This is a genomic window from Cupriavidus sp. 09_S30 (assembly GCF_056930435.1).
Map to the genome: position 1 here is coordinate 3,292,407 of NZ_JBXOWI010000001.1, position 22,664 is coordinate 3,315,070.

General features: G+C 69.4%; 21 protein-coding genes. 17 read left to right on the forward strand and 4 right to left on the reverse strand.

The window, feature by feature from the left end; all coding sequences use genetic code 11:
• The first annotated feature begins 55 nt into the window (after positions 1–55).
• From AC1Z3O_RS15415 to AC1Z3O_RS15460, 10 genes are all read left to right on the forward strand, one after another.
• On the forward strand, positions 56–928 hold the full coding sequence (locus tag AC1Z3O_RS15415) for an HlyC/CorC family transporter (RefSeq protein WP_483516569.1): 873 nt from the start codon (positions 56–58) through the stop codon (positions 926–928).
• Positions 925–2,526, forward strand: coding sequence for an apolipoprotein N-acyltransferase (gene lnt, locus AC1Z3O_RS15420; RefSeq protein ID WP_483516570.1), 1,602 nt, complete (start codon positions 925–927; stop codon positions 2,524–2,526). The genes AC1Z3O_RS15415 and lnt overlap by 4 nt, the downstream gene beginning before the upstream one ends.
• Positions 2,527–2,975: 449 nt before the next feature.
• Entirely contained in the window at positions 2,976–3,902 is a 927-nt protein-coding gene (glyQ, locus tag AC1Z3O_RS15425; RefSeq protein ID WP_483516571.1) for a glycine--tRNA ligase subunit alpha, read from the forward strand.
• Positions 3,899–4,504, forward strand: a complete 606-nt coding sequence (locus AC1Z3O_RS15430; protein WP_483516572.1) for a hypothetical protein — start codon at positions 3,899–3,901, stop codon at positions 4,502–4,504. The genes glyQ and AC1Z3O_RS15430 overlap by 4 nt, the downstream gene beginning before the upstream one ends.
• A gap of 35 nt (positions 4,505–4,539) precedes the next feature.
• Complete coding sequence (glyS, locus tag AC1Z3O_RS15435) at positions 4,540–6,663, forward strand: glycine--tRNA ligase subunit beta (protein WP_483516573.1); 2,124 nt, start codon at positions 4,540–4,542, stop codon at positions 6,661–6,663.
• 37 nt (positions 6,664–6,700) lie between these two features.
• A complete protein-coding gene (gmhB, locus tag AC1Z3O_RS15440; RefSeq protein ID WP_483516574.1) occupies positions 6,701–7,276 on the forward strand; it encodes a D-glycero-beta-D-manno-heptose 1,7-bisphosphate 7-phosphatase in 576 nt (191 codons plus the stop codon).
• A gap of 16 nt (positions 7,277–7,292) precedes the next feature.
• Positions 7,293–8,045 (forward strand): lysophospholipid acyltransferase family protein, encoded by a 753-nt coding sequence (locus tag AC1Z3O_RS15445; protein ID WP_483516575.1) that lies wholly within the window; start codon positions 7,293–7,295, stop codon positions 8,043–8,045.
• Positions 8,042–8,887 (forward strand): M48 family metallopeptidase, encoded by an 846-nt coding sequence (locus tag AC1Z3O_RS15450; RefSeq protein ID WP_483516576.1) that lies wholly within the window; start codon positions 8,042–8,044, stop codon positions 8,885–8,887. The genes AC1Z3O_RS15445 and AC1Z3O_RS15450 overlap by 4 nt, the downstream gene beginning before the upstream one ends.
• Positions 8,888–9,001: 114 nt before the next feature.
• Positions 9,002–9,409 (forward strand): lactoylglutathione lyase, encoded by a 408-nt coding sequence (gene gloA / locus AC1Z3O_RS15455; RefSeq protein ID WP_483516577.1) that lies wholly within the window; start codon positions 9,002–9,004, stop codon positions 9,407–9,409.
• Between the two features lie 8 nt (positions 9,410–9,417).
• A complete protein-coding gene (locus AC1Z3O_RS15460; protein WP_483516578.1) occupies positions 9,418–10,320 on the forward strand; it encodes a DMT family transporter in 903 nt (300 codons plus the stop codon).
• Positions 10,321–10,397: 77 nt separating this feature from the next.
• Here the strand turns inward: AC1Z3O_RS15460 and rsmA are convergent, their stop codons facing one another.
• The 4 genes from rsmA to AC1Z3O_RS15480 are packed head-to-tail and all read right to left on the reverse strand — an operon-like array spanning position 10,398 to position 16,198.
• Positions 10,398–11,216: a 16S rRNA (adenine(1518)-N(6)/adenine(1519)-N(6))-dimethyltransferase RsmA gene (gene rsmA / locus AC1Z3O_RS15465; protein WP_483516579.1), complete on the reverse strand. Its 819-nt coding sequence runs from the start codon at positions 11,214–11,216 to the stop codon at positions 10,398–10,400.
• Between the two features lie 9 nt (positions 11,217–11,225).
• Positions 11,226–12,260 carry a 4-hydroxythreonine-4-phosphate dehydrogenase PdxA gene (gene pdxA, locus AC1Z3O_RS15470; RefSeq protein WP_483516580.1) on the reverse strand — a complete coding sequence of 345 codons (1,035 nt, stop codon included), beginning with the start codon at positions 12,258–12,260 and terminating at the stop codon, positions 11,226–11,228.
• A gap of 44 nt (positions 12,261–12,304) precedes the next feature.
• Entirely contained in the window at positions 12,305–13,774 is a 1,470-nt protein-coding gene (locus AC1Z3O_RS15475; RefSeq protein ID WP_483517621.1) for a peptidylprolyl isomerase, read from the reverse strand.
• A gap of 9 nt (positions 13,775–13,783) precedes the next feature.
• Positions 13,784–16,198: an LPS-assembly protein LptD gene (locus AC1Z3O_RS15480; protein ID WP_483516581.1), complete on the reverse strand. Its 2,415-nt coding sequence runs from the start codon at positions 16,196–16,198 to the stop codon at positions 13,784–13,786.
• Positions 16,199–16,352: 154 nt separating this feature from the next.
• Between AC1Z3O_RS15480 and AC1Z3O_RS15485 the strand changes: the two genes are divergently transcribed.
• The 7 genes from AC1Z3O_RS15485 (at position 16,353) to AC1Z3O_RS15515 (ending at position 22,511) form a co-directional block, all read left to right on the forward strand.
• On the forward strand, positions 16,353–17,387 hold the full coding sequence (locus AC1Z3O_RS15485) for an aminoglycoside phosphotransferase family protein (protein ID WP_483516582.1): 1,035 nt from the start codon (positions 16,353–16,355) through the stop codon (positions 17,385–17,387).
• Entirely contained in the window at positions 17,387–18,232 is an 846-nt protein-coding gene (locus AC1Z3O_RS15490; RefSeq protein WP_483516583.1) for an AzlC family ABC transporter permease, read from the forward strand. The genes AC1Z3O_RS15485 and AC1Z3O_RS15490 overlap by 1 nt, the downstream gene beginning before the upstream one ends.
• Positions 18,229–18,552, forward strand: coding sequence for an AzlD domain-containing protein (locus tag AC1Z3O_RS15495; RefSeq protein ID WP_483516584.1), 324 nt, complete (start codon positions 18,229–18,231; stop codon positions 18,550–18,552). Before AC1Z3O_RS15490 ends, AC1Z3O_RS15495 begins: the two co-directional genes overlap by 4 nt.
• Entirely contained in the window at positions 18,549–19,298 is a 750-nt protein-coding gene (murU, locus tag AC1Z3O_RS15500; protein ID WP_483516585.1) for an N-acetylmuramate alpha-1-phosphate uridylyltransferase MurU, read from the forward strand. Before AC1Z3O_RS15495 ends, murU begins: the two co-directional genes overlap by 4 nt.
• Positions 19,299–19,406: 108 nt before the next feature.
• Positions 19,407–20,786, forward strand: a complete 1,380-nt coding sequence (locus AC1Z3O_RS15505) for an aminopeptidase P N-terminal domain-containing protein (protein ID WP_483516586.1) — start codon at positions 19,407–19,409, stop codon at positions 20,784–20,786.
• Positions 20,786–21,262, forward strand: a complete 477-nt coding sequence (locus tag AC1Z3O_RS15510; RefSeq protein WP_483516587.1) for a hypothetical protein — start codon at positions 20,786–20,788, stop codon at positions 21,260–21,262. Before AC1Z3O_RS15505 ends, AC1Z3O_RS15510 begins: the two co-directional genes overlap by 1 nt.
• Positions 21,240–22,511, forward strand: a complete 1,272-nt coding sequence (locus tag AC1Z3O_RS15515) for a UbiH/UbiF/VisC/COQ6 family ubiquinone biosynthesis hydroxylase (RefSeq protein ID WP_483516588.1) — start codon at positions 21,240–21,242, stop codon at positions 22,509–22,511. The genes AC1Z3O_RS15510 and AC1Z3O_RS15515 overlap by 23 nt, the downstream gene beginning before the upstream one ends.
• Positions 22,512–22,664: the final 153 nt, after the last annotated feature.

A 22,664-nucleotide genomic window follows, 5' to 3' on the forward strand; every position in this document is an offset into this window, starting at 1 on the left:
CCGTCAGGCTTTTAGTGTATCCTTCAGACGATATCCACTACGCGCTCGTCGCGCCATGAACGACCCTTATCCCAGTTCGAAGCCGGTAGATCGACCCAGATCCCTGCTAGAACGCCTCTCGGACTTTATCTCCCCCGAGCCTGAATCCCGTACCGAACTGCTGGAGGTGCTTCAGGACGCGCACACGCGCAACCTGATCGACGCCGACTCGCTCTCGATGATCGAGGGCGTGTTCCAGGTTTCCGAGCTGACCGCGGGCGACATCATGGTGCCGCGCGCCCAGATCGACATGGTCAACGTCGCCGATGCGCCGGAGGCCTTCATCCCCTTCATGCAGCAGACGGCGCACTCGCGCTTCCCGGTCTACGAAGGCAGCCGGGACAACGTCATCGGCATCCTGATGGCCAAGGACCTGCTGCGCTACTTCACGGACGAGCACTTCGACCTGCGCGAGGCACTGCGCCCGGCGGTGTTCATCCCCGAATCCAAGCGGCTGAACATCCTGCTGCGCGACTTCCGCATCAACCGCAACCACATCGCCATGGTGGTCGACGAGTACGGCGGCATCGCCGGCCTGGTCACCATCGAGGACGTGCTCGAGCAGATCGTGGGCGACATCGAGGACGAATACGACCTCGACGAAGACCAGGACAACATCGTGTCGCTGCCGAGCGGCGGCTGGCGCGTGCATGGCCTGACCGAGATCGAGCAGTTCAACGAGACCTTCGGCACGCAATTCTCCGACCATGACGTCGACACCGTCGGCGGCCTGCTCACCAGCCATCTCGGCCATGTGCCGCACCGCGGCGAGATCGTGCAACTGCCGCCGATGCGCTTCGAAGTGCTGCGCGCCGACGCCCGCCAGGTGCACCTGCTGCTGGTGCAGCGCGAAGCCGAGACCGCCGCGGTCTCCGCGGTGGGCGCATGACGGAACCCACCCCGGTGTTGAGCGCCGCGCGCGGCGCGGTCCGTTCGCGTGAGACCGCCGGCCGGCTCGCGCTGGCCGCGCTGCTGGGCGTGGCGCATACGCAAGGCTTCGCACCGCACACCTGGTGGTGGCTGCAGCTGTTGTCGCTGGCCGGCCTGTGCGCCCTGCTGGCACGCGCCCCGCGCGTGCGTGACGCGGCCGCAAGCGGCTACGCCTTCGGGCTGGGCTGGTTCCTGTCGGGCATCTGGTGGCTCTATATCAGCATGCACGTCTATGGCGAGATGCCGGCCTGGATGGCCACGCTGGCCGTGCTGCTGTTCGCCGTCTACCTGTCGGTCTACCCGGCCCTGGCCGCCGCGGCCTGGCATTGGCTGGCAGCACGGTTTCGCCCGCCCGCCCGGGCGGCACCGCGTGCCGGCGCGGTCCTCCTGCTGGCGCTGGCCTTCGGCGCGCTGTGGGGCCTGTCGGAATGGCTGCGCGGCGTGGTCTTTACCGGCTTTCCCTGGCTGTCCGGCGGCTATGCGCATACCGACGGCCCGCTCGCCGGCTACGCGCCGATCATCGGCGTGTACGGCATCGGCGCCCTGTCGGCGGCAACGGCGGCGCTGCTGACCGCAGCCGCCGGCGCACTGGGCCGCGCGGATGGCCGCCGTGCCGGACTGGCGGCGCTGGCGCTGGCGCTGGCGGCCGCGCTGCCGCTGGGCGGCGCCGCGCTCGCTCCGCTGGCCTGGACCCAGCCCGTGGGCAACCCGATCACGGTGCGCCTGCTGCAGGGCAATGTGCCGCAGAACATCAAATTCGAGCCGGTTGGCGTGCAGCACTCGCTGGAGTTCTACCGCGACCTGATCACCGCCGCGCCCGCCGACCTGGTGGTCACCCCCGAGACCGCCTTCCCCGTGATCCTGCAGGACCTGCCGGTGGACATCGCCATCGCCGTCCGCGACTACGTGGAGCACAGCGGCAGCACGGTGCTGTTCGGCGCGGCCGGCGCCGACTCGCCCACGGACTTCACCAACAGCGTGTTCGGCCTGGGCCCGGAAACGCCCCGGCTCTACCGCTACAACAAGCACCACCTGGTGCCTTTCGGCGAGTTCATCCCCTTCGGCTTCCACTGGTTCGTCGACATGATGAAGATGCCGCTGGGCGATTTCCGCCGCGGCGGACTGGACCAGGCGCCGCTGCCGGTGCGCGGCATCCGCGTCTCGCCCAATATCTGCTACGAGGATCTGTTCGGCGAGGAAATCGCGCAGACGCTGCGCGACCAACCGGCGCCCGCCAATATGCTGGCGAACGTGACCAACCTGGCCTGGTTCGGCGACACCATCGCGCTGGACCAGCACCTGCAGATCTCGCGCATGCGTGCGCTGGAAACGCGCCGGCCGATGCTGCGTGCCACCAATACCGGCATGACGGCGGTGGTGCTGCCCGACGGCACGGTGGCGCATCGGCTGCCGACCTTCGCGATCGGCACGCTCGCGGCTACAGTCCAGGGCACACAGGGACTCACCCCCTATGTGCGCTGGGGCAACTGGCCGGTCCTGGCCGCCTGCCTCGCCGTGGCGGCAGTGGCGTTCTGGCGGGCCAGGCGCCGCGCCTGAGCCGGGCGGCTCAGGCCGCCAGGCCGCTGGCGATGGACAGCAGCGCGGCGGCGATCATCACCGCGATGGCCACAAGATAAGGCTTGCGCGAAAGCAACGTCATGATAGGTTGTCCCCCATTTTTGAGTGTTATCGGGCAGCCGGCCCGACCCCTTGCCTGATGTGTCCAGTTTGACCGGCTGTGTATCAATACTGTATACAAAATCCCTATCGGCGCGTATCGAAGGAATCTTGACGGCACCCCGGGATTTACCCGATACGTTGCGATTCCCCGACACCTTTGGCCGCGCCGCCTGCCGCCGCCGGCGGGATGGCGCGCGGCAGCAGCCCTGCGCTGGGGGGAGTGGGGAAAAAAACCGATAGAATTCAGGGTTTGGCACGCGCCAGCCGCGCCCTTGGGCGCACCTGGCCGTGATGGCCGCCCGGCGGCCCCACCCCAAGTCTTCGCTATGCTGACCTTCCAACAAATGATCCTTACCCTGCAGGCCTACTGGGACCGGCAGGGCTGCGCTCTCTTGCAACCCATCGATCTGGAGGTCGGCGCCGGCACCTCGCACGTGCATACCTTCCTGCGCGCGATCGGGCCCGAGCCCTGGCGCGCCGCCTACGTGCAGCCGTCGCGCCGCCCCAAGGACGGCCGCTACGGCGACAACCCCAACCGGCTGCAGCACTATTACCAGTACCAGGTGGTGCTCAAGCCCGCGCCCGAGAACATCCTCGAGCTCTACCTGGGCTCGCTGGAGGCGCTGGGCCTGGACCTGAAGCAGAACGATATCCGCTTCGTCGAGGACGACTGGGAGAACCCCACGCTTGGCGCCTGGGGCCTGGGCTGGGAGGTCTGGCTCAATGGCATGGAGGTGACCCAGTTCACCTACTTCCAGCAGGTCGGCGGCCTGGACTGCAAGCCCATCACCGGCGAGATCACCTACGGCATCGAGCGGCTGGCGATGTACCTGCAGAAGGTCGAAAACATCTACGACCTGGTCTGGACCGAGTGGAGCGAGAACGGCGAGACGCGCCGCCTGACCTATGGCGACGTCTACCACCAGAACGAGGTGGAGCAGTCCACCTACAACTTCGAGCAGAGCAACGCCGAGATCCTGTTCCGCCATTTCTCCGAACACGAAGGCGAGGCCAAGCGCCTGATGGAGGCGGCCGACGGCGCGCCGCGCCTGGCACTGCCCGCCTACGAGCAGGTGCTCAAGGCCGCGCACACCTTCAACCTGCTCGATGCGCGCGGCGCCATCTCGGTGACCGAGCGCGCCGCCTACATCGGCCGCATCCGCAATCTGTCGCGGCAGGTGGCGCAGGCCTACTACGATTCGCGCGAAGCCCTGGGCTTCCCGATGTGCCCCCGCGACGAGGCGCAGGCATGACACGCGCCGTGCGCGCCGCGCTGTGCTGCGCGGCCGCAGCGGCGGCACTGGCCACCGCGCCGCCCGCGGGTGCGCGCTATACCAGCGCGCCCTCGCCGCAGGCGCTCTACCTGCCAGCGACGCTGTCCAATATCTGCGAGGCCGACCCGCAGGCGCTGCAGCAAGCCATCATGCGGCACTGGCAGCCTTCGCTGAAGGCGATCGACCAGTGGACGCAACTGGTGCGTTCGTTCTCCTGCGACCTGTCAGGCTCGAAGGACCTGGGCTGGCACCGTGTGCAACTGCGCGCCTACGAAAGTGCGATCCGCTACCCCTTGAGCTGGATCGAAACCGAGACGCACAACGGCCATACGCGCAAGCGCCTGAAGACCTACTACTCGGCGGCGCAGTTGCCGCCACGCATCGACTTCTGGGTCGGCGGGCAGATCGATGAGATCCGCTATGACCGGCGCGCGCAGCGGCTGGACGCCCGCTTCCCGGCCGGTGCCGGGCGTGGCACCACCGGCACGCCCGGCGAGTGCGCCACCACGCTGCAGTTCCGCCAGCAGAATGGCCTGTGGCTGCTGTCGGGCGTAGAAACTAATACCGGCCCGCGCTGCTGAAGGCGGCGCGCGCCACAACCTGTTGGAAACGATTCATGTCGCAACCCATGACCGACACGCTGCTGATCGAACTGTTCACCGAAGAGCTTCCGCCCAAGGCGCTGGCGCGCCTGGGCGACGCCTTCGCCGAGGGCCTGTTCGCCGGACTGGGCGCGCGCGGACTGCTCGAGGACGGCGCCGCCGTCACGCCCTTCGCCACGCCGCGCCGGCTGGCCGCCCTGGTCTCGGGCGTGCGCCGCTGCGCACCCGATCGTGAACAGCGCGAGAAGGTCCTGCCGCTGTCGGTGGCGCTCGACGCCAATGGCGCGCCGACCGCCCCGCTGGCCAAGAAGCTGGCCGCGCTGGCCAAGTCCACCGGCGTGGAAGCCATCGACTGGCAGACGCTGGAGCGCACCTCGGACGGGAAGGCCGATGCCTTCTTCTACCGCTACACCGCGCGCGGCGCGGCGCTGGCCGAGGGCCTGCAGGCCGCGCTGGACGAGGCGCTGAGCAAGCTGCCCATCCCCAAGTTGATGAGCTACCAGCGCCCGGACGGCAGTACCGTGAACTTCGTGCGCCCCGCGCACCGCCTGGTCGCCCTGTTCGGCGCCGAGATCGTGCCGGTATCGGTGCTCGGCCTGCAGGCCAGCAACCTGACCCAGGGCCACCGCTTCCTGTCGCAGGGCGTGATCGAGATCCCGCACGCCACGCAGTATGCGGCGCTGCTGGAATCGGCCGGCCGCGTGGTGCCCGGCTACAGCGCGCGCCGCGAGCGCATCCGCAAGGAACTGCTGGCCCAGGCCGGCGCGGACCAGGTGATCATGCCGGAGGCCCTGCTCGACGAGGTGAACTCGCTGGTGGAATGGCCGGTGGTCTACCCCTGCCACTTCGAGGAGGCCTTCCTCGAAGTGCCGCAGGAATGCCTGATCCTGACCATGCAGACCAACCAGAAGTACTTCGCGCTGACCGATGCCGACGGCCATCTGCGCAACCGCTTCCTGATCGTCTCCAACCTGGCCACCGAGACGCCGGAATCCATCATCCTCGGCAATGAGCGCGTGGTACGCCCCCGCCTGGCCGACGCCAAGTTCTTCTTCGACCAGGACCGCAAGAAGACCCTGGCCTCGCGCGTGCCGCAGCTGGCCAATGTGGTCTACCACAACAAGATCGGCAGCCAGCTCGACCGCGTGCAGCGCCTGCAGCAGATCGCCGGCCACATCGCCGACGCGCTCGCCGCCGCCGGCGTGCCGGTGGACAAGGCTGCCGCCATGCGCGGCGCCGAGCTCGCCAAGGCCGACCTGCTGACCGACATGGTGGGCGAGTTCCCCGAGCTGCAGGGCACGATGGGCACCTACTACGCGCGCCACGACGACGAAGCCGAAGACGTGGCCCTGGCCTGCTCGGAGCACTACCGCCCGCGCTTCGCCGGCGACGCGCTGCCCGAGGGTGCGGTCAGCACCGCGGTGGCGCTGGCCGACAAGCTCGAGACGCTGGTCGGGATCTGGGGCATCGGCCTGCAGCCCACCGGCGAGAAGGATCCCTTCGCGCTGCGCCGCCATGCGCTGGGCATCCTGCGCATGCTGATCGAGAAGCCGCTGGCGCTGCCGCTGGACACGCTGCTGGCGCTGACCGAGCAGGCGTTCGCCAGCGTGCCCGCGGTCAAGCCCGCGCACGAGGCCATCAGCGACTTCCTCTATGACCGCCTGCGCGGCTACCTGAAGGAAAAGGGCTACACCACCAACGAAGTCGAAGCCGTGGTCAGCCTGCGCCCGCGCACGCTGGACGACGTGCTCGGCCGCGTCGAGGCCGTGCGCACCTTCGCCGCGCTGCCCGAGGCCGAGGCGCTGGCCGCCGCCAACAAGCGCATCACCAACATCCTGCGCAAGAATACCGAGGCCGTGCCGGCGCTGCGCACCGACCTGTTCCGCGAGGAGGCCGAGGGCGCGCTGCACGCCGCCATCGAACAGGCCCGCCCGGGCGTGGAGGCCGCCTTCGCGCGCGGTGACTTCACCGCCGCCCTGCGCGACCTGGCCCAGCTGCGCGACGCGGTCGACCGCTTCTTCAACGAGGTGATGGTGATGGCCGAGGACGCCGCGCTGCGCACCAACCGGCTCGCGCTGCTGGCCTCGCTGCACGCACTGGCCAACCGCGTCGCCGACATCTCCAAGCTGGCGGCCTGAACGCCGCGCCCATCCAACGGACTACGCCGCCCCGACCATGCCGCAGATTCCGCCCAAATTCGTCATCCTCGACCGCGACGGGGTGATCAATCTCGACAGCGACCAGTTCATCAAGTCGCCCGAAGAGTGGGTCCCCATCGAGGGCAGCCTGGAGGCGATCGCCGCGCTGAACCAGGCGGGCTATCGCGTGATCGTCGCCAGCAACCAGTCTGGCATCGGCCGCGGCCTGTTCGAGATGAGCACGCTCAACGCCATGCACGAGAAGATGCACAAGCTGCTGGCGGGCATGGGCGGGCGCATCGACGCGGTCTTCTTCTGCCCTCACACGGCGGCCGACGACTGCGATTGCCGCAAGCCGCGCCCCGGCATGCTGGAGCAGATCTCCACGCGCTTCGGCATCGAGCTCAAGGGCGTGCCGGTCGTCGGCGACTCCCTGCGCGACCTGCAGGCCGGCGTGGCGGCAGGCTGCACCCCCCACCTCGTGCTGACCGGCAAGGGCCGCGGCACGCTCGACAAGGGGGGGCTGCCCGACGGTACCCGTGTCCACGACGACCTGCAGGCCTTTTCACGCTGGCTGATCAACGGCGCCGCCGCACCGTCTGCCGCATCCTGAACCCACGCTACAACCCATGGTCTTTATCCGCTCGCTGCTGTTCGCGCTGTACCTGCTCGTGCTGACGCCGCCCTACGCGTGCGCCTGCTTCCTCGTCTTCCCGTTCATGAGCGCCGAGCGCCGCTTCCTCTTCGTGCGTGGCTGGCCACGACTCGTTGTCTGGGCCGCGCGGGTGATCTGCGGCATCCGCTATCGCTTCGAAGGCTGGGAACACCTCGAAGCGATGAACGACAAACCGGTGGTGCTGCTGTCCAAGCACCAGTCGGCCTGGGAGACGGTGGCCTACATGGCCACCATGCCCAAGCCGCTGTGCTTCGTCTTCAAGCGCGAACTGCTGCTGGTGCCCTTCTTCGGCTGGGCACTGGGCATGCTGAAGATGGTCCACATCGACCGCAAGGAAGGCACCCGCGCCTTCGCCTCGGCGGTGGCACAAGGCCGCCTGCGGCTGTCCGAGGGCGCCTGGATCATCATGTTCCCCGAGGGCACGCGCACGCCGTCGGGCCTGGAAAAGCCGCGCTACAAGAGTGGCGGGGCCCGGCTCGCGGTGGAGACCGGCTCCTGGGTGCTGCCGATGGCGGTCAATTCGGGCCGCGTCTGGCCGCGCAACTCATTCCGCAAGTATCCGGGCACGATCACCATCTCCATCGGGCCTGCCATCGCCACCGCCAACCAGACCGCCGACCAGGTCAACCAGACCGTGCAGAACTGGATCGAGGGTGAGATGCGCCGCATCGACGCAGCCAGCTATCGCAAGGGAGCCCCTGCATGAAGCTGCTGCGCTTCGCGGCCGAGGCGCCGGGCACCCAGCTCGAGCTGCCGCTGGCCGAGGGCCCGCCGGCGGAGCCGCCGGCGCCCGAGCCCAGCGTGCGGCCTTGGCCGCTGCCCCAGCCCAATGCGCGCGCGCTGCAGGTCGGCGAACGGCAGTTGCACTACACGCTCAAGCGTTCGTCGCGGCGCACCATCGGCTTCACCGTCGACGACCGCGGCCTGTCCATCACGGCACCGCGCTGGGTCACGGTGATCGACATCGAGACGGCCATCTTCGAGAAGCAGCGCTGGATCTTCACCAAGCTGGGCGAGTGGCAGCACCGCGAAGCGCGCCGCGTGCTGCCCACCATGCAGTGGCGCGAGGGCGCCAGCCTGCCCTTCCTCGGCCGTTCCATCACCTTGCAGCTCGAGTCGCCTGCCGGCATGCTGCTGTTTGACGCCGACCGCGCCATGCTGCACCTGGCGCTGCCCACGCATGCCGACGAGCAGCAGATCAAGGGCCGCGTGCAGGGCTGGATGCAGCAGCAGGCGCACCGCCTGCTGGCCGAGCGGCTGGACCACTACGCCGACAAGCTCGGCGTGCGCCATAGCGGCTTCGCGCTGACTTCGGCCGCGACGCGCTGGGGCAGCTGCACCGCGGACGGCAAGATCCGCCTGAACTGGCGCCTGCTGCATTTCCCGCTGTCGATGATCGATTACGTGGCCGCGCACGAGCTCTCGCACCTGAAGGAAATGAACCACGGACCGCGCTTCTGGGAAACCGTGGAATCGATCTTCCCGGAGTTCCGCGACGCACGCGCCCAGCTGCGCGCCCATCCGCCCGAACTGCTGCCGACGTTCTGAGGCCGGCCCGCAGGCCATTCCCGGACGCGGCGCCGTCGCCTGCGCCCGTGACGCAACCGGACTAAAATAGCGCCTTTCCCTCCATTCCCGTCACCACGGAAGAAGGCCTATCCCATGCGACTCCTCCACACCATGCTGCGTGTCGGCGACATGCAGCGCGCCATCGACTTCTACACCCGCGTGCTGGGCATGACCCTGCTGCGCGAGAGCGACAATCCCGAATACAAGTACCGCCTGGCCTTCGTCGGCTACGGCCCCGAAAGCGAAACCGCAGTCATCGAGCTGACCTACAACTACGGCGTCGACAAGTACGAGCTGGGTACGGCCTACGGCCATATCGCGCTGGAGACCGACAACGCGGCCGCGGCCTGCGAGCGCATCCGCGCGGCCGGCGGCCGGGTCACGCGCGAGGCCGGCCCGGTCAAGGGCGGCACCACGGTGATCGCCTTCGTGGAAGACCCGGACGGCTACAAGATCGAACTGATCGAGCGCCATTCCACCCGCGACAGCAGCCGTCCCTGAGCGTGGCCATGACGGCGCCCGGCATGTCGCGACGTCCGCTCGACGGCATGGCCGTCGGGCTCATGGTGGCGCTTTGCGCCGTGTGGGGTCTGCAGCAGGTGGTGATCAAGGCCACGGTGCCGATGATGGGCGCCGTGCTGCAGGCCGGGCTGCGTTCCAGCGTGGCCGCGCTGCTGGTGCTTGGCTTCGCCATGTGGCGCGGCACGCCGCTGTGGCGCCGTGACGGCACGCTCGCGGCCGGCCTGGCGGCCGGCCTGCTGTTCGGAGCGGAGTTCTACTGCATCTTCGTCGGCCTGGGCCACACCACCGCATCGCGCATGGCGGTCTTCCTCTATACCGCGCCCATCTTCACCGCGTTGGGGCTGCACCTGACGGTCGACGGCGAAAAGCTGCGGCGCGGGCAATGGCTGGGCGTGGTGCTGGCCTTCGGCGGCATGGCGCTGGCCTTCGCCGACGGCATGGCGGCACAGGGCCAGGGCAGCGCGCTGCTGGGCGATGCGCTGGGCATCCTCGCCGGCGCGCTGTGGGCGGCGACCACCGTGGTCGTGCGCGCCTCGCGCCTGGCCAACGCTCCGGCCAGCAAGACCTTGCTCTACCAGCTTGCGGTGTCGGCGGTGCTGTTGCTGGCGATGGCGCTGGCGAGCGGGCAGACCGCCACCGCGAGAGTCGACGGCCTGGTGCTGGCCAGCCTGTTCTACCAGTCGGTGCTGATCGCCTTCCTCAGCTACCTGACCTGGTTCTGGCTGCTCGGTCGCTACCTGGCCTCGCGCCTGTCGGTGTTTTCCTTCCTGACCCCGCTGTTCGGCGTGGCCTTCGGCGTGCTGCTGATGCACGACTCGGTCGGCCCGCGCTTCGCCGCGGCGGCCGTGATGGTGCTGGCCGGAATCGTGCTGGTCAACCGGCGGGCCTGAGACGGGCGCTACCGGCACGGCTCGCGGCGCGGACAGCCGATGCGCGGCCGTCTCGCGCCAGCGCCGATTCGGCTGGCTCAGCCGGCGGCGCTGATACGCCGCGCCAGTTCGACGTATTCCTCGACCGGGACCTCCTCGGCGCGCCGGCCGAGGTCGAAGCCCATGCCCTCGAAGTCGACCTGGTCGCGCAGCATCGACAGCGTGTTGCGCAGGACCTTGCGCCGCTGCGAGAACGCGGCCGTGACCACGTCGCCCAGCACCGTGATGTCGCAGGCGGGATAGGGCGAGCGCAGGCTGCCATCGTCCTGGCGCGGCCAGGGAATCATCCGCACCACGGCCGAATCCACCTTGGGCGGCGGATTGAAGGACGAGGGCGGCACGTCGAGCACGTGCTCCATGTAGTAGCGCACCTGCAGCATGATCGACAAGCGGCCGAAGGCCTTGCTGCCCGGCTGCGCCACCATGCGCTCCACGACTTCCTTCTGCAGCATGAAGTGCTGGTCGCGCACCTGATCGGCGAAGTCTGCCAGGTGGAACAGCAGCGGGCTCGAGATGTTGTAGGGCAGGTTGCCGACGATGCGCAGCGGCCGACCAGCCTCGTAGAGGCTGCCGAAATCGAATGCCAGCGCATCGCCGGCATGAATCACCAGGCGCTCGCCATAGCGGCGGCGCAGCCGCTCCACCAGGTCGCGGTCCAACTCGACCACCTGCATGCGCGGCAGGCGCTCAAGCAGCGGCTGCGTCAGGGCGCCAAGGCCCGGGCCGATCTCCACCAGCACATCGTCGGGCTTGGGGTCGATGGCACTGACGATGCCGTGGATGATGCCGTCGTCGACCAGGAAGTTCTGGCCGAATCGCTTGCGGGCTACATGGCCCTGGTGCACGTTGGAACGCATGGAATCTCGTTAAGCTCCGGCGCGGCGATGCCGCCCGCTGGCATGGCCCGCCATCTCGGCGGCGCAGCGGATGGCCTCGACCATGCTGCCGTGCTCGGCGCGGCCGCTGCCGGCCAGGTCGAGCGCGGTGCCATGATCGACCGACGTCCGGATGAAAGGCAGGCCCAGCGTGATGTTCACGCCGTGGCCGAAGGTGCCGTACTTGAGCGGCGCCAGGCCCTGATCGTGGTACATGGCCAGCACGCAGTCGGCCTCGCCCAGGTGGCGCGGCTGGAACAGCGTGTCGGCAGGATAGGGGCCGCGCGCGTCGATGCCGGCATCGACCGCCCGCTCCAGCGCAGGCATGATGATGTCGATCTCTTCGCGGCCCAGGTGGCCGCTTTCGCCGGCATGGGGATTGAGCCCCGTCACCAGGATGCGCGGCCGCGCGATGCCGAAGCGATGGCGCAGGTCGGCGTCGATGATGCCGAGCGTCTCCACCAGCATCGGCACGTCGAGCGCGTCGGGCACCTCGCGCAGCGGCAGGTGGGTGGTGGCCAGCGCCACCCGCAGCATGGCGTTGCCGTGCGCCGGCTGCGGGCCGGCCAGCATCATCACCACGCGCGCGACACCCGCGCGCTCGGCGAGATATTCGGTGTGGCCGGTGAAGGGCACGCCCGCATCGTTGATGGTGCTCTTCTGCACCGGCGCGGTGACCATGCCGGCGTACTTCGGCGGCACCGCGCCGCCGGCACAGCCATCCATGGCCGCATCGAGCAGCGCCAGCACATAGCGCCCGTTGCGCGCATCGAGGCGGCCGGGATCGCAGGCCACGGCCAGCGGCATGTCCTCGGTCACCACCTTGCCCTCGGCCTGCAGCCTGTCCCAGGCATGGGTGACGCCCAGCGCCGCGGCGCGCGCGGCCATCATGCGCGCGTCGCCCAGCACGTGGAAGCGTATGTCGCCGTTGCTGCCGATGATGTGCAGCAGGGCGCCGATGGTGATATCGGGACCGATGCCGGCGGGTTCGCCGGTGGTGATAGCGAGGGCGAGAGGCTCTGACATGGCGATAAAGGTGCGCTGGCGGCGCGCAGGCGGCCGGTGGCCGCTCAGCGCTCCCGGTTCAGACGGTACTCGACGTAGGCGGCCTGGCGCAGCTGGCGCACCCAGTCGTCGTAGGCGGCGCGCAGCTTGCGCTCGCGGATCTCGGCGCGGGCGAAGTCGCGCTGCTTCTCGGGCGAGACATCCGTTTCGCGGCGGTTCTGCACCTGGATCAGGTGCACGCCGAACTGCGTGACGATCGGCTCCGAGATCTCACCCGGACGCAGCCGGTTCATGGCCTGCTCGAATTCCGGCACCAGTTCGCCCGGCGATACCCAGCCGAGGTCGCCGCCGGCCTGCGCCGACCCGTCCTGCGAGAAACGGCGCGCGGCGTCGGCAAAGTCGCCGCCGTGCGTCAGGCGGTCGCGCAGCGTGGTCAGCTGGCGCTTGGCCTCGGCTTCCGGCATGTTCGGTCCGGTGCGGACCAGGATGTGCCGGACCTGGGTCTGGGTGATGTGCTGGGGCGCGGCCGGGTCCGCGACCGGACCGGCGCGCTTGGCGACGAGCTTCAGCACGTGGAATCCGTTGGCGCTCTCGATCACCTGCGGCGCCACGTTGCCCACCGGCAGGTCGAGGATCGCATTGGCGAACAGCGCCGGCAGGCGCCCGATCTCGCGGAAGCCGACGTTGCCGCCGCTGGCGGCCTCGGGGCCGTCGGAATTGGACTGGGCCAGCTGGGCAAAGTCAGCGCCCCCCTGCGCCTGCTTGAGCAGGCCCTCGGCCTTGGCGCGCAGCGCCGCCTTCTGCGACTCGCTGGCGTTCTCGGGCACGCGCACCAGGATCTGGGCCACGTTGTATTCGGTCGGGCCGTTGGCGGCACCCTGGCCGCGCGCGGCCAGGTAGTTGTCGATCTCGCCGTCGTAGACCTGGACCTTCGAATCCACCTCGCGCTCGCGCAAGCGGATCACCTGCACCTGCTTGCGCAGTTCCTCGCGATACTTGCTCCAGGTCATGCCGCTGCGCTCCACCTGGGCGCGCAGATCGTTTGCGCTGATGCGGTTCTGCTGCGCCACCGATTCGACGGCACGGTCCACTTCCTGGTCGGTCACGCGGATGCCCGCTTCCTGTGCCGCCTGCGTCTGCACGCGTTCGATCACCAGCCGCTCCAGCACTTCGGAAAGCAGGTCGGCGCGTGGCGGAATCGGGCGATTGGCCGCACGCAGCTGGTTCTCGATCTCGTCGGCACGATCGAGCAGCTCGCGCCGCGTGATCACGCTGTTATTGACGATGGCCACCACTTCATCGACCAGTTGCGAGCGCTTGGCGCTGGCGCCCGGCGTGGTCACGCCCAGCGTGGGCTGGGCCGCCGGGGCGCTGCTCCCGCCGGCCTGCGGCAGGAAGATCCCGCTGGTTCGGCCGGGTGCGGGCGCCTTCAGCTGAGCGCCCGCCGGTGCCGCCACGGCGGCCAGCAACAGGCAGGCCAGCGCGCGGCGCGCCAGGAACGGGGAAGAAAGAGCAGCGAAATCTCGACGTTTCATCATGGTCCGTCATTCATAGTGATCGAGCTGGGAGGGCTGCACGGCCTGGACCGGTACGGGCTCGTAGCCGGGTACGTTCAGGCGCAGCAAGTCCAGCGGATTGGAGCCGATCTTGGACAATCCGCGCAGTTCGACCTGGAAGAAGAAGCGGCCGGTGTAGCCGTTCGTGGTATTGCGGAAGCGCTGGTAGACGAAGCGCCCCACCCAGCAGTCGGCCGCGTACTCGAGGCCGACCAGGCTGTCGACCAGCTGGTCGGCGCTCAGGTCGAAGGCAATGCGGCCGATGCCGTACAGGCGGCGCGTCAGCGGCCACTGGCCCGACATCTCGTACTGGTCCAGCGCGGTATTGTCGGTCACCGAGGTCGCGCGGCGGTAACGGTAGCCGACATTGAGCAGCTTGCGCGACTCGGGCCGCCACGCGAAGCTGACATTGGAGTAGTCGATGCGGTCGGTGTCCGGATTGTACTGGACCGTGGTATCCACGTAGTAGCCACGGAACATCTGCACCGTGGCCGAGCCGATCAGGCCGGAAGGGCCACTATTGGGGTCGATCGCGGGGGTGCCGGCGATCTGCACCTGCTGGCCGGTGAAATTGATGCGCTGGGCCAGCGTGCCACGGAAGCGCTCGATGCCGGTCTCGGCCTCGATCAGCCGCGTGGTGACGCCGACGGTCAGCTTGTTGTTGTCGGCGATGCGGTCGTAGCCCGTGAACGTGTTCTCGGTGAAGATCTGCCCGTAGCCGAAGTCCGACTGAGCCGTATCGAACAGCGGGAACTGGCTCTGGTCGCGGAACGGCGTATAGACATAGAACAGCCGAGGTTCCAGCGTCTGGACGTAGTTGACGCCGAACAGCCGGCTCATGGTCGGCGCGTCGCGTTCGAACGTCATGCCCGAGTCGAAGCTGAAGGTGGGCACCGTGCGCGACAGCGAGTTCGAAAAGCCCGGCGTGTTCGACGACGCCTCCATCTGGTACTGGGTGGCGTTGAAGATGAGCTTGGGCTTGACGTACCAACCCGCCCGCACGATCGGGTAGCTGATCGAGGGCTGGATGAACATGCGGTCGCCCTGCGGCTGCTGGAAACCGGTGGTCGTCAGCGGGACGCGGAAGCGCGAGTAGTCGGTCTCCACCTGTACGTCGAAGCCGCCCAGGTCATAGCGCGCATACTTGACGTTGAGCTGCGGCTCGCGGTTGTATGCCGGCTGGTTGGGCGCCAGCGTCTGGAAGCGCTGCACGCGCGCCAGCACGTTCAGGCCGTTCCAGTTGTAGTTAATGCCCCCTTCCTGCGTGTACTGCAAGGTGGTGGCCTGCGCCAGGCTGCGCGTCAGGTCGTTCGGATAGGTATTGTCCGAGACCCTGTTGAGATTGACGTAGGCGCCCAGCCCCGGTGCCAGCACCTGGTTGTGCTGTACCGAATAGGCCCAGCGGTTGGTCCTGGTCTTCTGGTCGTCCGGCAGGAACTCGCCGCGGATACGGCCCGAATACCCATCCCCTATGTAGCGGAAGTCCTCGCCAAGCTGGAAGCCGCGCCCGGTCATGACACGCGGAAACAGCGTCAGGTCGCGGTTGGGTGCGATATTGAAGTAATACGGGACCGTGACGTCGAGGCCGGATTTCGACCCATAGCCGAACAAGGGCGCCAGCACCCCGCTGCGCCGCTCGGCGTTGAGCGGAAAGCTCATCATCGGCGTGGCGAAGACGGGGACGTCGAAAAAGCGCATCACCGCGCCATAAGCGACACCGACCTCGCGATCATTGTCGATATCGATCTTGCGCGCGCTGAAATACCAGTCCGCGTTATCGGGCGAGCAGGTCGTGTAGCTGGTGCGCTGGATCGTGCTGTGGCTCTTGTCGAGGAAGTCGATGCGCTGGGCCTTGCCGGTGCCGCCGGTCTGCTGGAAATAATAGTCCGGCGACAGCATATAGCCTTCGTTGGCCTCCAGGCGCATACGCGCCTCCGGGCCCACGGCCAGCGTGCCGCCCTGCGACAGGCGCGCATTGCCCTGCACGAAGGCCTCGTCGGTGTCCTGGTCGTAGGTGAGCCGGTCGCCCTTGACCACCTGGCCGTCGTTGCGCAGCTCGGCATTGCCCTGCACCGCCACGCCGCGCTCGTTGTACCCGTCCATCCGGTCGCCGGAGACGAAGACCGGCGGCCGGGCGTCCGGCTCTTTCTTGACGGTCTCGGGTTCGGGCAGCCGTGGCACCAGCTCCCCCGCCACCGGTGGCGGCAGCGGCGCCTGCTCGGCGGCCGGCTCGGCGACCGGCAGGTCGGGAATGGCCGAGCCGACGGCCTGCGCATGCAGGCCCGCGGACCATCCGGCCATTGCCAGCACGAGCGGCCGCAGCGCGCTGGCCGGGAGCCCGCCGGGCCCGCGCGACTTCGCTTGGTTTGACTTCTTGTTCGGTGGTCGTGGTTTAACGGTCATGCGAGCGGGTAGTCAGTCGGGCCGGGGCGGCTCGCGCGAATCGCCGCGCCCCGCCGGAACAGGCTGTCGGACCGCCGGGCGCCCGCTCCCTGGGGCGCCCGGCGCCCGGGTCTGGTCGGGTATTATACGGGGCATCCTATTCTCTACTTCCGGCATGGCAGCACTTCCCCTCGACGCACGCCTGGACGCGCTCAAAACCTGGGTATCCTCACTGGGGCCCGCCTGGTCGATCGACCCCGATTCCTGCACCCCCGCCTCGGCCGACGCCAGCTTCCGGCGCTATTTCCGCGTCCGCAGCGCGCGCCCCGGCTACCCGACGCTGATCGTGATGGATGCGCCACCCTTGCAAGAGGACTGCCGCCCCTTCATCCACGTGGCCGAACTGTTCGGCGCGGCCGGCGTCACCGTGCCGCGTGTGCTGGAACAGGACCTCGGCAAGGGCTTCCTGCTGCTGACCGACCTGGGCAGCCAGACCTACCTGGCGCGCCTCGACGCAGCCAACGCGCGCCAGCTCTACGGCGACGCCGCGGCCGCGCTGGTGCGCATCCAGGCCGCGACGCAGGCCGGCGCGCTGCCGGCCTACGACCGTACGCTGCTGCAGCGCGAGCTCGACCTGTTCCCGGAGTGGTATGTGGCCCGCCACCTCGGGGTGACGCTGAGCACGGTCCAGCAGGCCGGCCTGCGCCAGGTCATGGACACCCTGCTGGCCAACAACCTGGCCCAGCCGCAGGTCTATGTGCACCGCGACTATCACTCGCGCAACCTGATGGTGCTCGAAGGCGAGGCCAATCCGGGCATCCTGGACTTCCAGGACGCCGTGATCGGCCCCATCACCTACGACGCCGTGTCGCTGTGGCGCGACGCCTATATCGAGTGGGAAGAAGAGGAACAGCTCGACTGGCTGATCCGCTACTGGGAACGCGCGCGGCGCGCGGGACTGCCGGTGGCCGCCGATTTCGGCGATTTCTACCGCGATTTCGAGTGGATGGGGCTGCAGCGCCACCTCAAGGTGCTGGGCATCTTCGCCCGTCTCTATCACCGCGACGGCAAGGACGGCTATCTGGCCAACCTGCCGCTGGTGCTGAAATACGCGCGCCAGGTGGCCGGCCGCTACAGCGAGCTGCGCAAGCTGGTCGGCCTGTTCGACGCCCTCGAAGGCGTCGAGCGCGCGCCCGGCTACACCTTCTGATGGACCTGCCTGTAGCCTCCGGGACGACAGCGGCGGCGACCCGCTCCGACGAGTGGTGGGCCGGCGTGCGCGCCCTCGCCCCGATGCTGCTGGGGGTGGCGCCCTTCGGCCTGATCTACGGCGTGCTGGCGGTCAATGCCGGCATGCCGCCCTGGTTGGCCTGCGCCATGAGCGCCATCGTGTTCGGCGGCGCCTCGCAGATGATCCTGACCCAGCTGTGGGCGGCCGGCACCCCGGCGCTGATCATGGCGGTGACCGTGGCCATGGTCAACCTGCGCCACGCGCTCTACTCCGCCACCATGGCGCCCGCGCTGGCACCGCTGCCGCGCAGCTGGAAGGCGCTGCTCGCCTACCTGCTGACGGACGAGGCCTTCGCCGCGATGACGCGCCGGCTGCCCGGCGGCAGCGCCGATCATGGCCCGGCCCCCTACCGCCACTGGTACTTTTTCGGCGCCGGCTTCGCCCTATGGGCGGGCTGGCAGCTCTCGACGCTGGCTGGCGTGCTGGTCGGCGCCCAGGTGCCGCGCGACTGGCCGCTCGACTTCTTCCTGCCGCTGACCTTCATCGCCATCATCGTGCCCGCGATCAAGCACCGCGCCCAACTGGCGGCGGCGCTGGTCGCCAGCGCCCTGGCGGTGGCCTGCCACGGCCTGCCGCACAAGCTCGGCCTGATGGCCGCGGCGCTCGGCGGCATCGCCGCCGGCATGCTGCTGCTGGACCGCGGCGGACGTGCCAGCGCAGGGCAGGCGCCAGGCAAGACGGCCGCCAAAGACAGCCAGGGCGGCGAGGATGGCCGGAGCGGCCAGGACGGCCACAGCGGCCCCTCCGCGCGGAGCACGGCATGAGCGAGCTGACCCTGCTGGGCGTCTTCGTCGGTGCCGGCCTCGCCACCTTCCTGATCCGCCTGTCCTTCATCGCCGTCGAGGGCCGCGTGCGGCTGCCCGCCTGGTTCCGCACCTCGCTGCAGTTCGTGCCGCCGGCGATGCTGTCCGCCTTGATCGCGCCGGACCTGTTGATGCAGAACGGCCACCTCGACCTGAGCCCCGGCAACGCGCGCCTCGTCGCCGGCGCGGCGGCCATCGTGATCGCCGCGCTCACGCGCAGCATCGGCTGGACCATTGCCGGCGGCATGGCCGTGCTGATCGCCCTGGAGAAACTGTTGTGAAAGCGATGATCTTCGCCGCCGGACGCGGCGAGCGCATGCGCCCCCTGACCGATGCCTGCCCCAAGCCGCTGCTGCCGGTGGGCGGCAAGCCGCTGATCGTCTGGCAGATCGAGGCCCTGGCCCGTGCCGGCCTGCGCGATATCGTCATCAACCATGCCTGGCTGGGCGCGCGCATCGAGGCCGAGCTCGGCGATGGCGCGAGCTTCGGCGTGCGGCTGGCCTACTCGCCCGAGCCTGCCGCGCTGGAAACCGCAGGCGGCGTCGCGCAGGCGCTGCCGCTGCTGACGGACCCGGCCGCGCACGGCGAGACAGGCGACATCTTTCTTGCCGTATCGGGCGACATCTTCTGCGACTTCGACTACGCCAGCCTGCTGCCGCGCGCGCGCGCCATGGCCGGCGCGGCCGCGCCGCGCATGCACCTGGTGATGGTGCCCAATCCGCCCTTCCACCCCGGCGGCGACTTCGCGCTCGACGCACAGGGCCGCCTGTGGCTGGACAAGCCGGCCGGCGCAGCTGCCGCGGAGCGCCTCACCTTCGGCAATATCGGCCTCTATGACACGCGCTGGTTCCGGGACATCGTTCCCGGCGACAAAGTGCCTATGACGCCCCTCTACCGCACCGCCATCGCTGCCGGCGCGGCCAGCGGCGAGCGCTTTGACGGCCGCTGGGAGAACATCGGCACCCCCGCCCAGCTCGCCGAACTCGACCGCGAACTGGTCGCGGCGGGGCCCGCCGCACGGGCCTGAAGCCCGGCCTGCCTGCCGAGCCTGGCGGCCCGCTGGGCCGCCAGGGTGCAGGGAACGCGGCAGCGGCGGTAGAATTGAATCCATTCTCCTGACCAGCCCGGCCCTCACATGTCCGCACCCGATTCAGCCCTTCTCGCTGCCTGCCGCACACGCCGCGAGCGCGTGCTGCAGCAACTGCGCGCCGCCGGCGGCGGCGTGGCGATCCTGCCCACCGCGCCGGAAGCCATGCGCAACCGCGACAGCGACTACCCCTACCGGCACGACAGCCACTTCTACTACCTGAGCGGCTTCACCGAGCCCGAAGCCGTGCTCGTGCTGGTGGCCGGCCCTGATGCCGGCGCCGACCGCAGCATCCTCTTCTGCCGGCCCAAGCATGAGGAACGCGAGATCTGGGACGGGTTCCGCTACGGCCCCGAAGGCGCGCGCGCCGCATTCGGCTTCGACGAGGCGCACTCCATCGAAGACATCGATGCCAAGCTGCCGTCGCTGCTGGCCGACCGCGCCGTGCTGGCCTATCCGCTGGCCGCCACCTCGCGCATCGACCGCCAGGTGCGGCGCTGGCTCGATGCCGTGCGCGCGCTGGCCCGTGCGGGCGTGGCCGTGCCCGCCACCGTGCTCGACCTGCATCACGTGCTCGACGAGATGCGGTTGTTCAAGGACGCGAGCGAGCTCGCCGTGATGCGCCGCGCCGGCGAGATCTCGGCCCAGGCCCATGTGCGCGCGATGCGCACCTGCCGCGCCGGGCTGCGCGAGTACCACCTGGAAGCGGAACTGCTCTATGAGTTCCGCCGCCACGGCGCGCAGAGCGTGGCCTACAACTCCATCGTCGCCGCCGGCCCCAATGCCTGCGTGCTGCACTATCGCGCCGGCCCCGCCGAGCTGCACGACGGCGACCTGTGCCTGATCGACGCCGGCTGCGAACTCGACGGCTACGCTTCCGACATCACCCGGACCTTCCCGGTCTCGGGCCGCTTCTCCCCCGCGCAGCGCGAACTGTACGACCTGGTGCTGGCCGCCCAGGAAGCCGCGATCGCCGAGACGCGCCCCGGCGTGCCATACAACGTGCCGCACGACGCCGCCGTGCGCGTGCTGGCCCAGGGCATGCTCGACACCGGCCTGCTCGACCGCAACAAGGAAGGCACGCTCGACGACGTGCTGACAAGCGGCAGCTACCGCCGCTTCTACATGCACCGCACGGGTCACTGGCTGGGCATGGACGTGCATGACGTGGGCGAGTACCGCGTGCCGGGTCCCGCAGCCGCCGGCAGCGAGCGCCCCTGGCGCCCGCTGCAGCCCGGCATGGTGCTGACGGTGGAGCCGGGCATCTATGTACGCCCGGCCGAAGACGTGCCCGAGCGCTATTGGCATATCGGCATCCGCATCGAGGACGATGCCATCGTCACCGATGACGCCTGCGAGCTGATCACGCGCGGCGTGCCGGTCAAGGCCGACGAAATCGAGGCATTGATGCGCGAGGGCGGGCAGTAATGATGTCGTGGTTGCGCAAACTGCTTTCCGGCGGCCGCCCGGCCGCCACAACCCCCAAGGCTGTCCCGGACCAGCCCTTCGTGATCAATCTTTTCGACGATCGCGCCGTGGTGCACCGGCCCGACGGCCAGCGCGAGGAAGTGGCCTGGGACATGCTGGAGCGCGTCGTGGTGCGCGTCTCTGACCGCGCCCCGTGGCGCGGTACGCTCTGGCTGATCCTGGTCGGCGCGCCCGCAAGCGGCCAGGGTTGCGTGGTGCCGGGCAGCGCCGTCAACTATGCGTCCCTGCTGGCCCGGCTGCAGGCGCTGCCGGGCTTCGACCAGCAGAAGCTCGACAACGCGCGGCGCGACGCGCAGGCCGGCAAGGCGCGCTCCGATGCCATCTGCTGGAAGCGCGGCTCCGCATCCGATGCATCCGAAGATTCCGCCGGCCCCGACGCCGGCCAGCCCGATCATGACGCATCCGGCAAACATTGAGTCGGCGCGCGCAGCCGAGACAGGGGCGGCGGACGCTATCACGGACGTCGCCATCGCCGGCGGCGGCCCCGTCGGGCTGGCGCTCGCCTGCCAACTGCTGCTCGCCACCGACTGGCGCGTGACGCTGATCGACGCCGCCACGCCGGCGCGCGCCGCGCAGGATCCGCGCGCGCTCGCGCTGTCGCATGGCAGCCGCGAACTGCTCGAACAACTGGGCGCCTGGCCTGCGCAACTGACCCCAATCGAACACATCCACGTGTCGCAGCGCGGCCGCTTTGGCCACGTCACGCTGCATCACGAAGACTACAACGTGCCCGCGCTGGGCTACGTAGTGCGCTACGGTGACCTCTGCCAGGCGCTGGAGCGGGCCTTGGCGCACGCCGTGCAGACGGCCGGCGCGGGGCGCCTGACGCGCGCCTTCCACACCCGCGTGGATGCGGTCGAGGAAGCCGCCGACGGCCACAGCGATGCGGCCGAAGGCAGCGTGCGGCTCGCCGGCACCGGCCCCGATGGACAGCCCGCCGTGTTCCGGGCCCGCGTCGCCGTGCAAGCCGAGGGCGGCCTGTTCCACCGGCACGCCTCGGCAGCGCCCGCGCCCGCGCGACGCAAGCTGTATCGCGACTACCAGCAGACCGCGGTGATCGGCCATGTCCGCTGCAGCGCGCCGCGGCCAGGCTGGGCCTGGGAGCGCTTCACGGACGAGGGGCCGCTCGCCCTGCTGCCACATGAGGACCATGGTACGTCCGGCTATGCGCTGGTCTGGTGCTGCTCGCCCGAGCAGGCCGCGCGCCGCCTGGCCTTGCCCGAAGCCGAATTCCTGGCCGAACTCGGCACGATGTTCGGCTCCCGCATGGGCCGCTTCACGGCAGTGGGCAAACGCCATGCCTTCCCGCTGGGCCTGAACGCCGCGCCGGTCACGGTGCGCGGCCGCTCCGTGGCGATCGGAAATGCGGCGCAGACGCTACATCCGGTGGCGGGCCAAGGGCTGAACCTCGGCTTGCGCGATGCCTTCGTGCTGGCGGATGCGTTGCGTACCGGCTGCACGCCGCAGAACCTGCAGGACTTCGCCGAGCGGCACCGGCTGGACCGCGCCGTCACCATCGGCGTGACCGACTTCCTGCCGCGCGTGTTCGCCCTGCCCTCGCCGCTCGCGGCGCACGCGCGAGGCGCCTCGCTCGCCGCGCTGGCCTGCCTGCCTCCCCTCAAGCACGCGCTCGCACACCAGATGATGTACGGCATGCGGCGCTGAGCGCGGGTGCTTGGGGCTGCTTGGGGCTGGACAATCGGCTGGATGGCCGGCCCCAGGGGCGCCCTGCTGTGGGCTTGCGGCGTCAACGGTTCACCATGGCAGCACGCGAATATTGCATTCCTGGCGCCTTCCCACCTGCCGTCGGTGCGCAAG

Coding starts and splice junctions, on each gene's coding strand:
- gloA (WP_483516577.1), top strand. CDS start 9,002: ATGCGACTCCTCCACACCATGCTGCGTGTCGGCGACATGCAGCGCGCC.
- AC1Z3O_RS15490 (WP_483516583.1), top strand. CDS start 17,387: ATGGACCTGCCTGTAGCCTCCGGGACGACAGCGGCGGCGACCCGCTCC.
- glyQ (WP_483516571.1), top strand. CDS start 2,976: ATGCTGACCTTCCAACAAATGATCCTTACCCTGCAGGCCTACTGGGAC.
- AC1Z3O_RS15510 (WP_483516587.1), top strand. CDS start 20,786: ATGATGTCGTGGTTGCGCAAACTGCTTTCCGGCGGCCGCCCGGCCGCC.
- AC1Z3O_RS15505 (WP_483516586.1), top strand. CDS start 19,407: ATGTCCGCACCCGATTCAGCCCTTCTCGCTGCCTGCCGCACACGCCGC.
- AC1Z3O_RS15415 (WP_483516569.1), top strand. CDS start 56: ATGAACGACCCTTATCCCAGTTCGAAGCCGGTAGATCGACCCAGATCC.
- AC1Z3O_RS15460 (WP_483516578.1), top strand. CDS start 9,418: ATGACGGCGCCCGGCATGTCGCGACGTCCGCTCGACGGCATGGCCGTC.
- AC1Z3O_RS15445 (WP_483516575.1), top strand. CDS start 7,293: ATGGTCTTTATCCGCTCGCTGCTGTTCGCGCTGTACCTGCTCGTGCTG.
- AC1Z3O_RS15495 (WP_483516584.1), top strand. CDS start 18,229: ATGAGCGAGCTGACCCTGCTGGGCGTCTTCGTCGGTGCCGGCCTCGCC.
- AC1Z3O_RS15475 (WP_483517621.1), bottom strand. CDS start 13,774: ATGAAACGTCGAGATTTCGCTGCTCTTTCTTCCCCGTTCCTGGCGCGC.
- lnt (WP_483516570.1), top strand. CDS start 925: ATGACGGAACCCACCCCGGTGTTGAGCGCCGCGCGCGGCGCGGTCCGT.
- AC1Z3O_RS15480 (WP_483516581.1), bottom strand. CDS start 16,198: ATGACCGTTAAACCACGACCACCGAACAAGAAGTCAAACCAAGCGAAG.
- AC1Z3O_RS15430 (WP_483516572.1), top strand. CDS start 3,899: ATGACACGCGCCGTGCGCGCCGCGCTGTGCTGCGCGGCCGCAGCGGCG.
- AC1Z3O_RS15485 (WP_483516582.1), top strand. CDS start 16,353: ATGGCAGCACTTCCCCTCGACGCACGCCTGGACGCGCTCAAAACCTGG.
- glyS (WP_483516573.1), top strand. CDS start 4,540: ATGTCGCAACCCATGACCGACACGCTGCTGATCGAACTGTTCACCGAA.
- AC1Z3O_RS15450 (WP_483516576.1), top strand. CDS start 8,042: ATGAAGCTGCTGCGCTTCGCGGCCGAGGCGCCGGGCACCCAGCTCGAG.
- gmhB (WP_483516574.1), top strand. CDS start 6,701: ATGCCGCAGATTCCGCCCAAATTCGTCATCCTCGACCGCGACGGGGTG.
- AC1Z3O_RS15515 (WP_483516588.1), top strand. CDS start 21,240: ATGACGCATCCGGCAAACATTGAGTCGGCGCGCGCAGCCGAGACAGGG.
- rsmA (WP_483516579.1), bottom strand. CDS start 11,216: ATGCGTTCCAACGTGCACCAGGGCCATGTAGCCCGCAAGCGATTCGGC.
- pdxA (WP_483516580.1), bottom strand. CDS start 12,260: ATGTCAGAGCCTCTCGCCCTCGCTATCACCACCGGCGAACCCGCCGGC.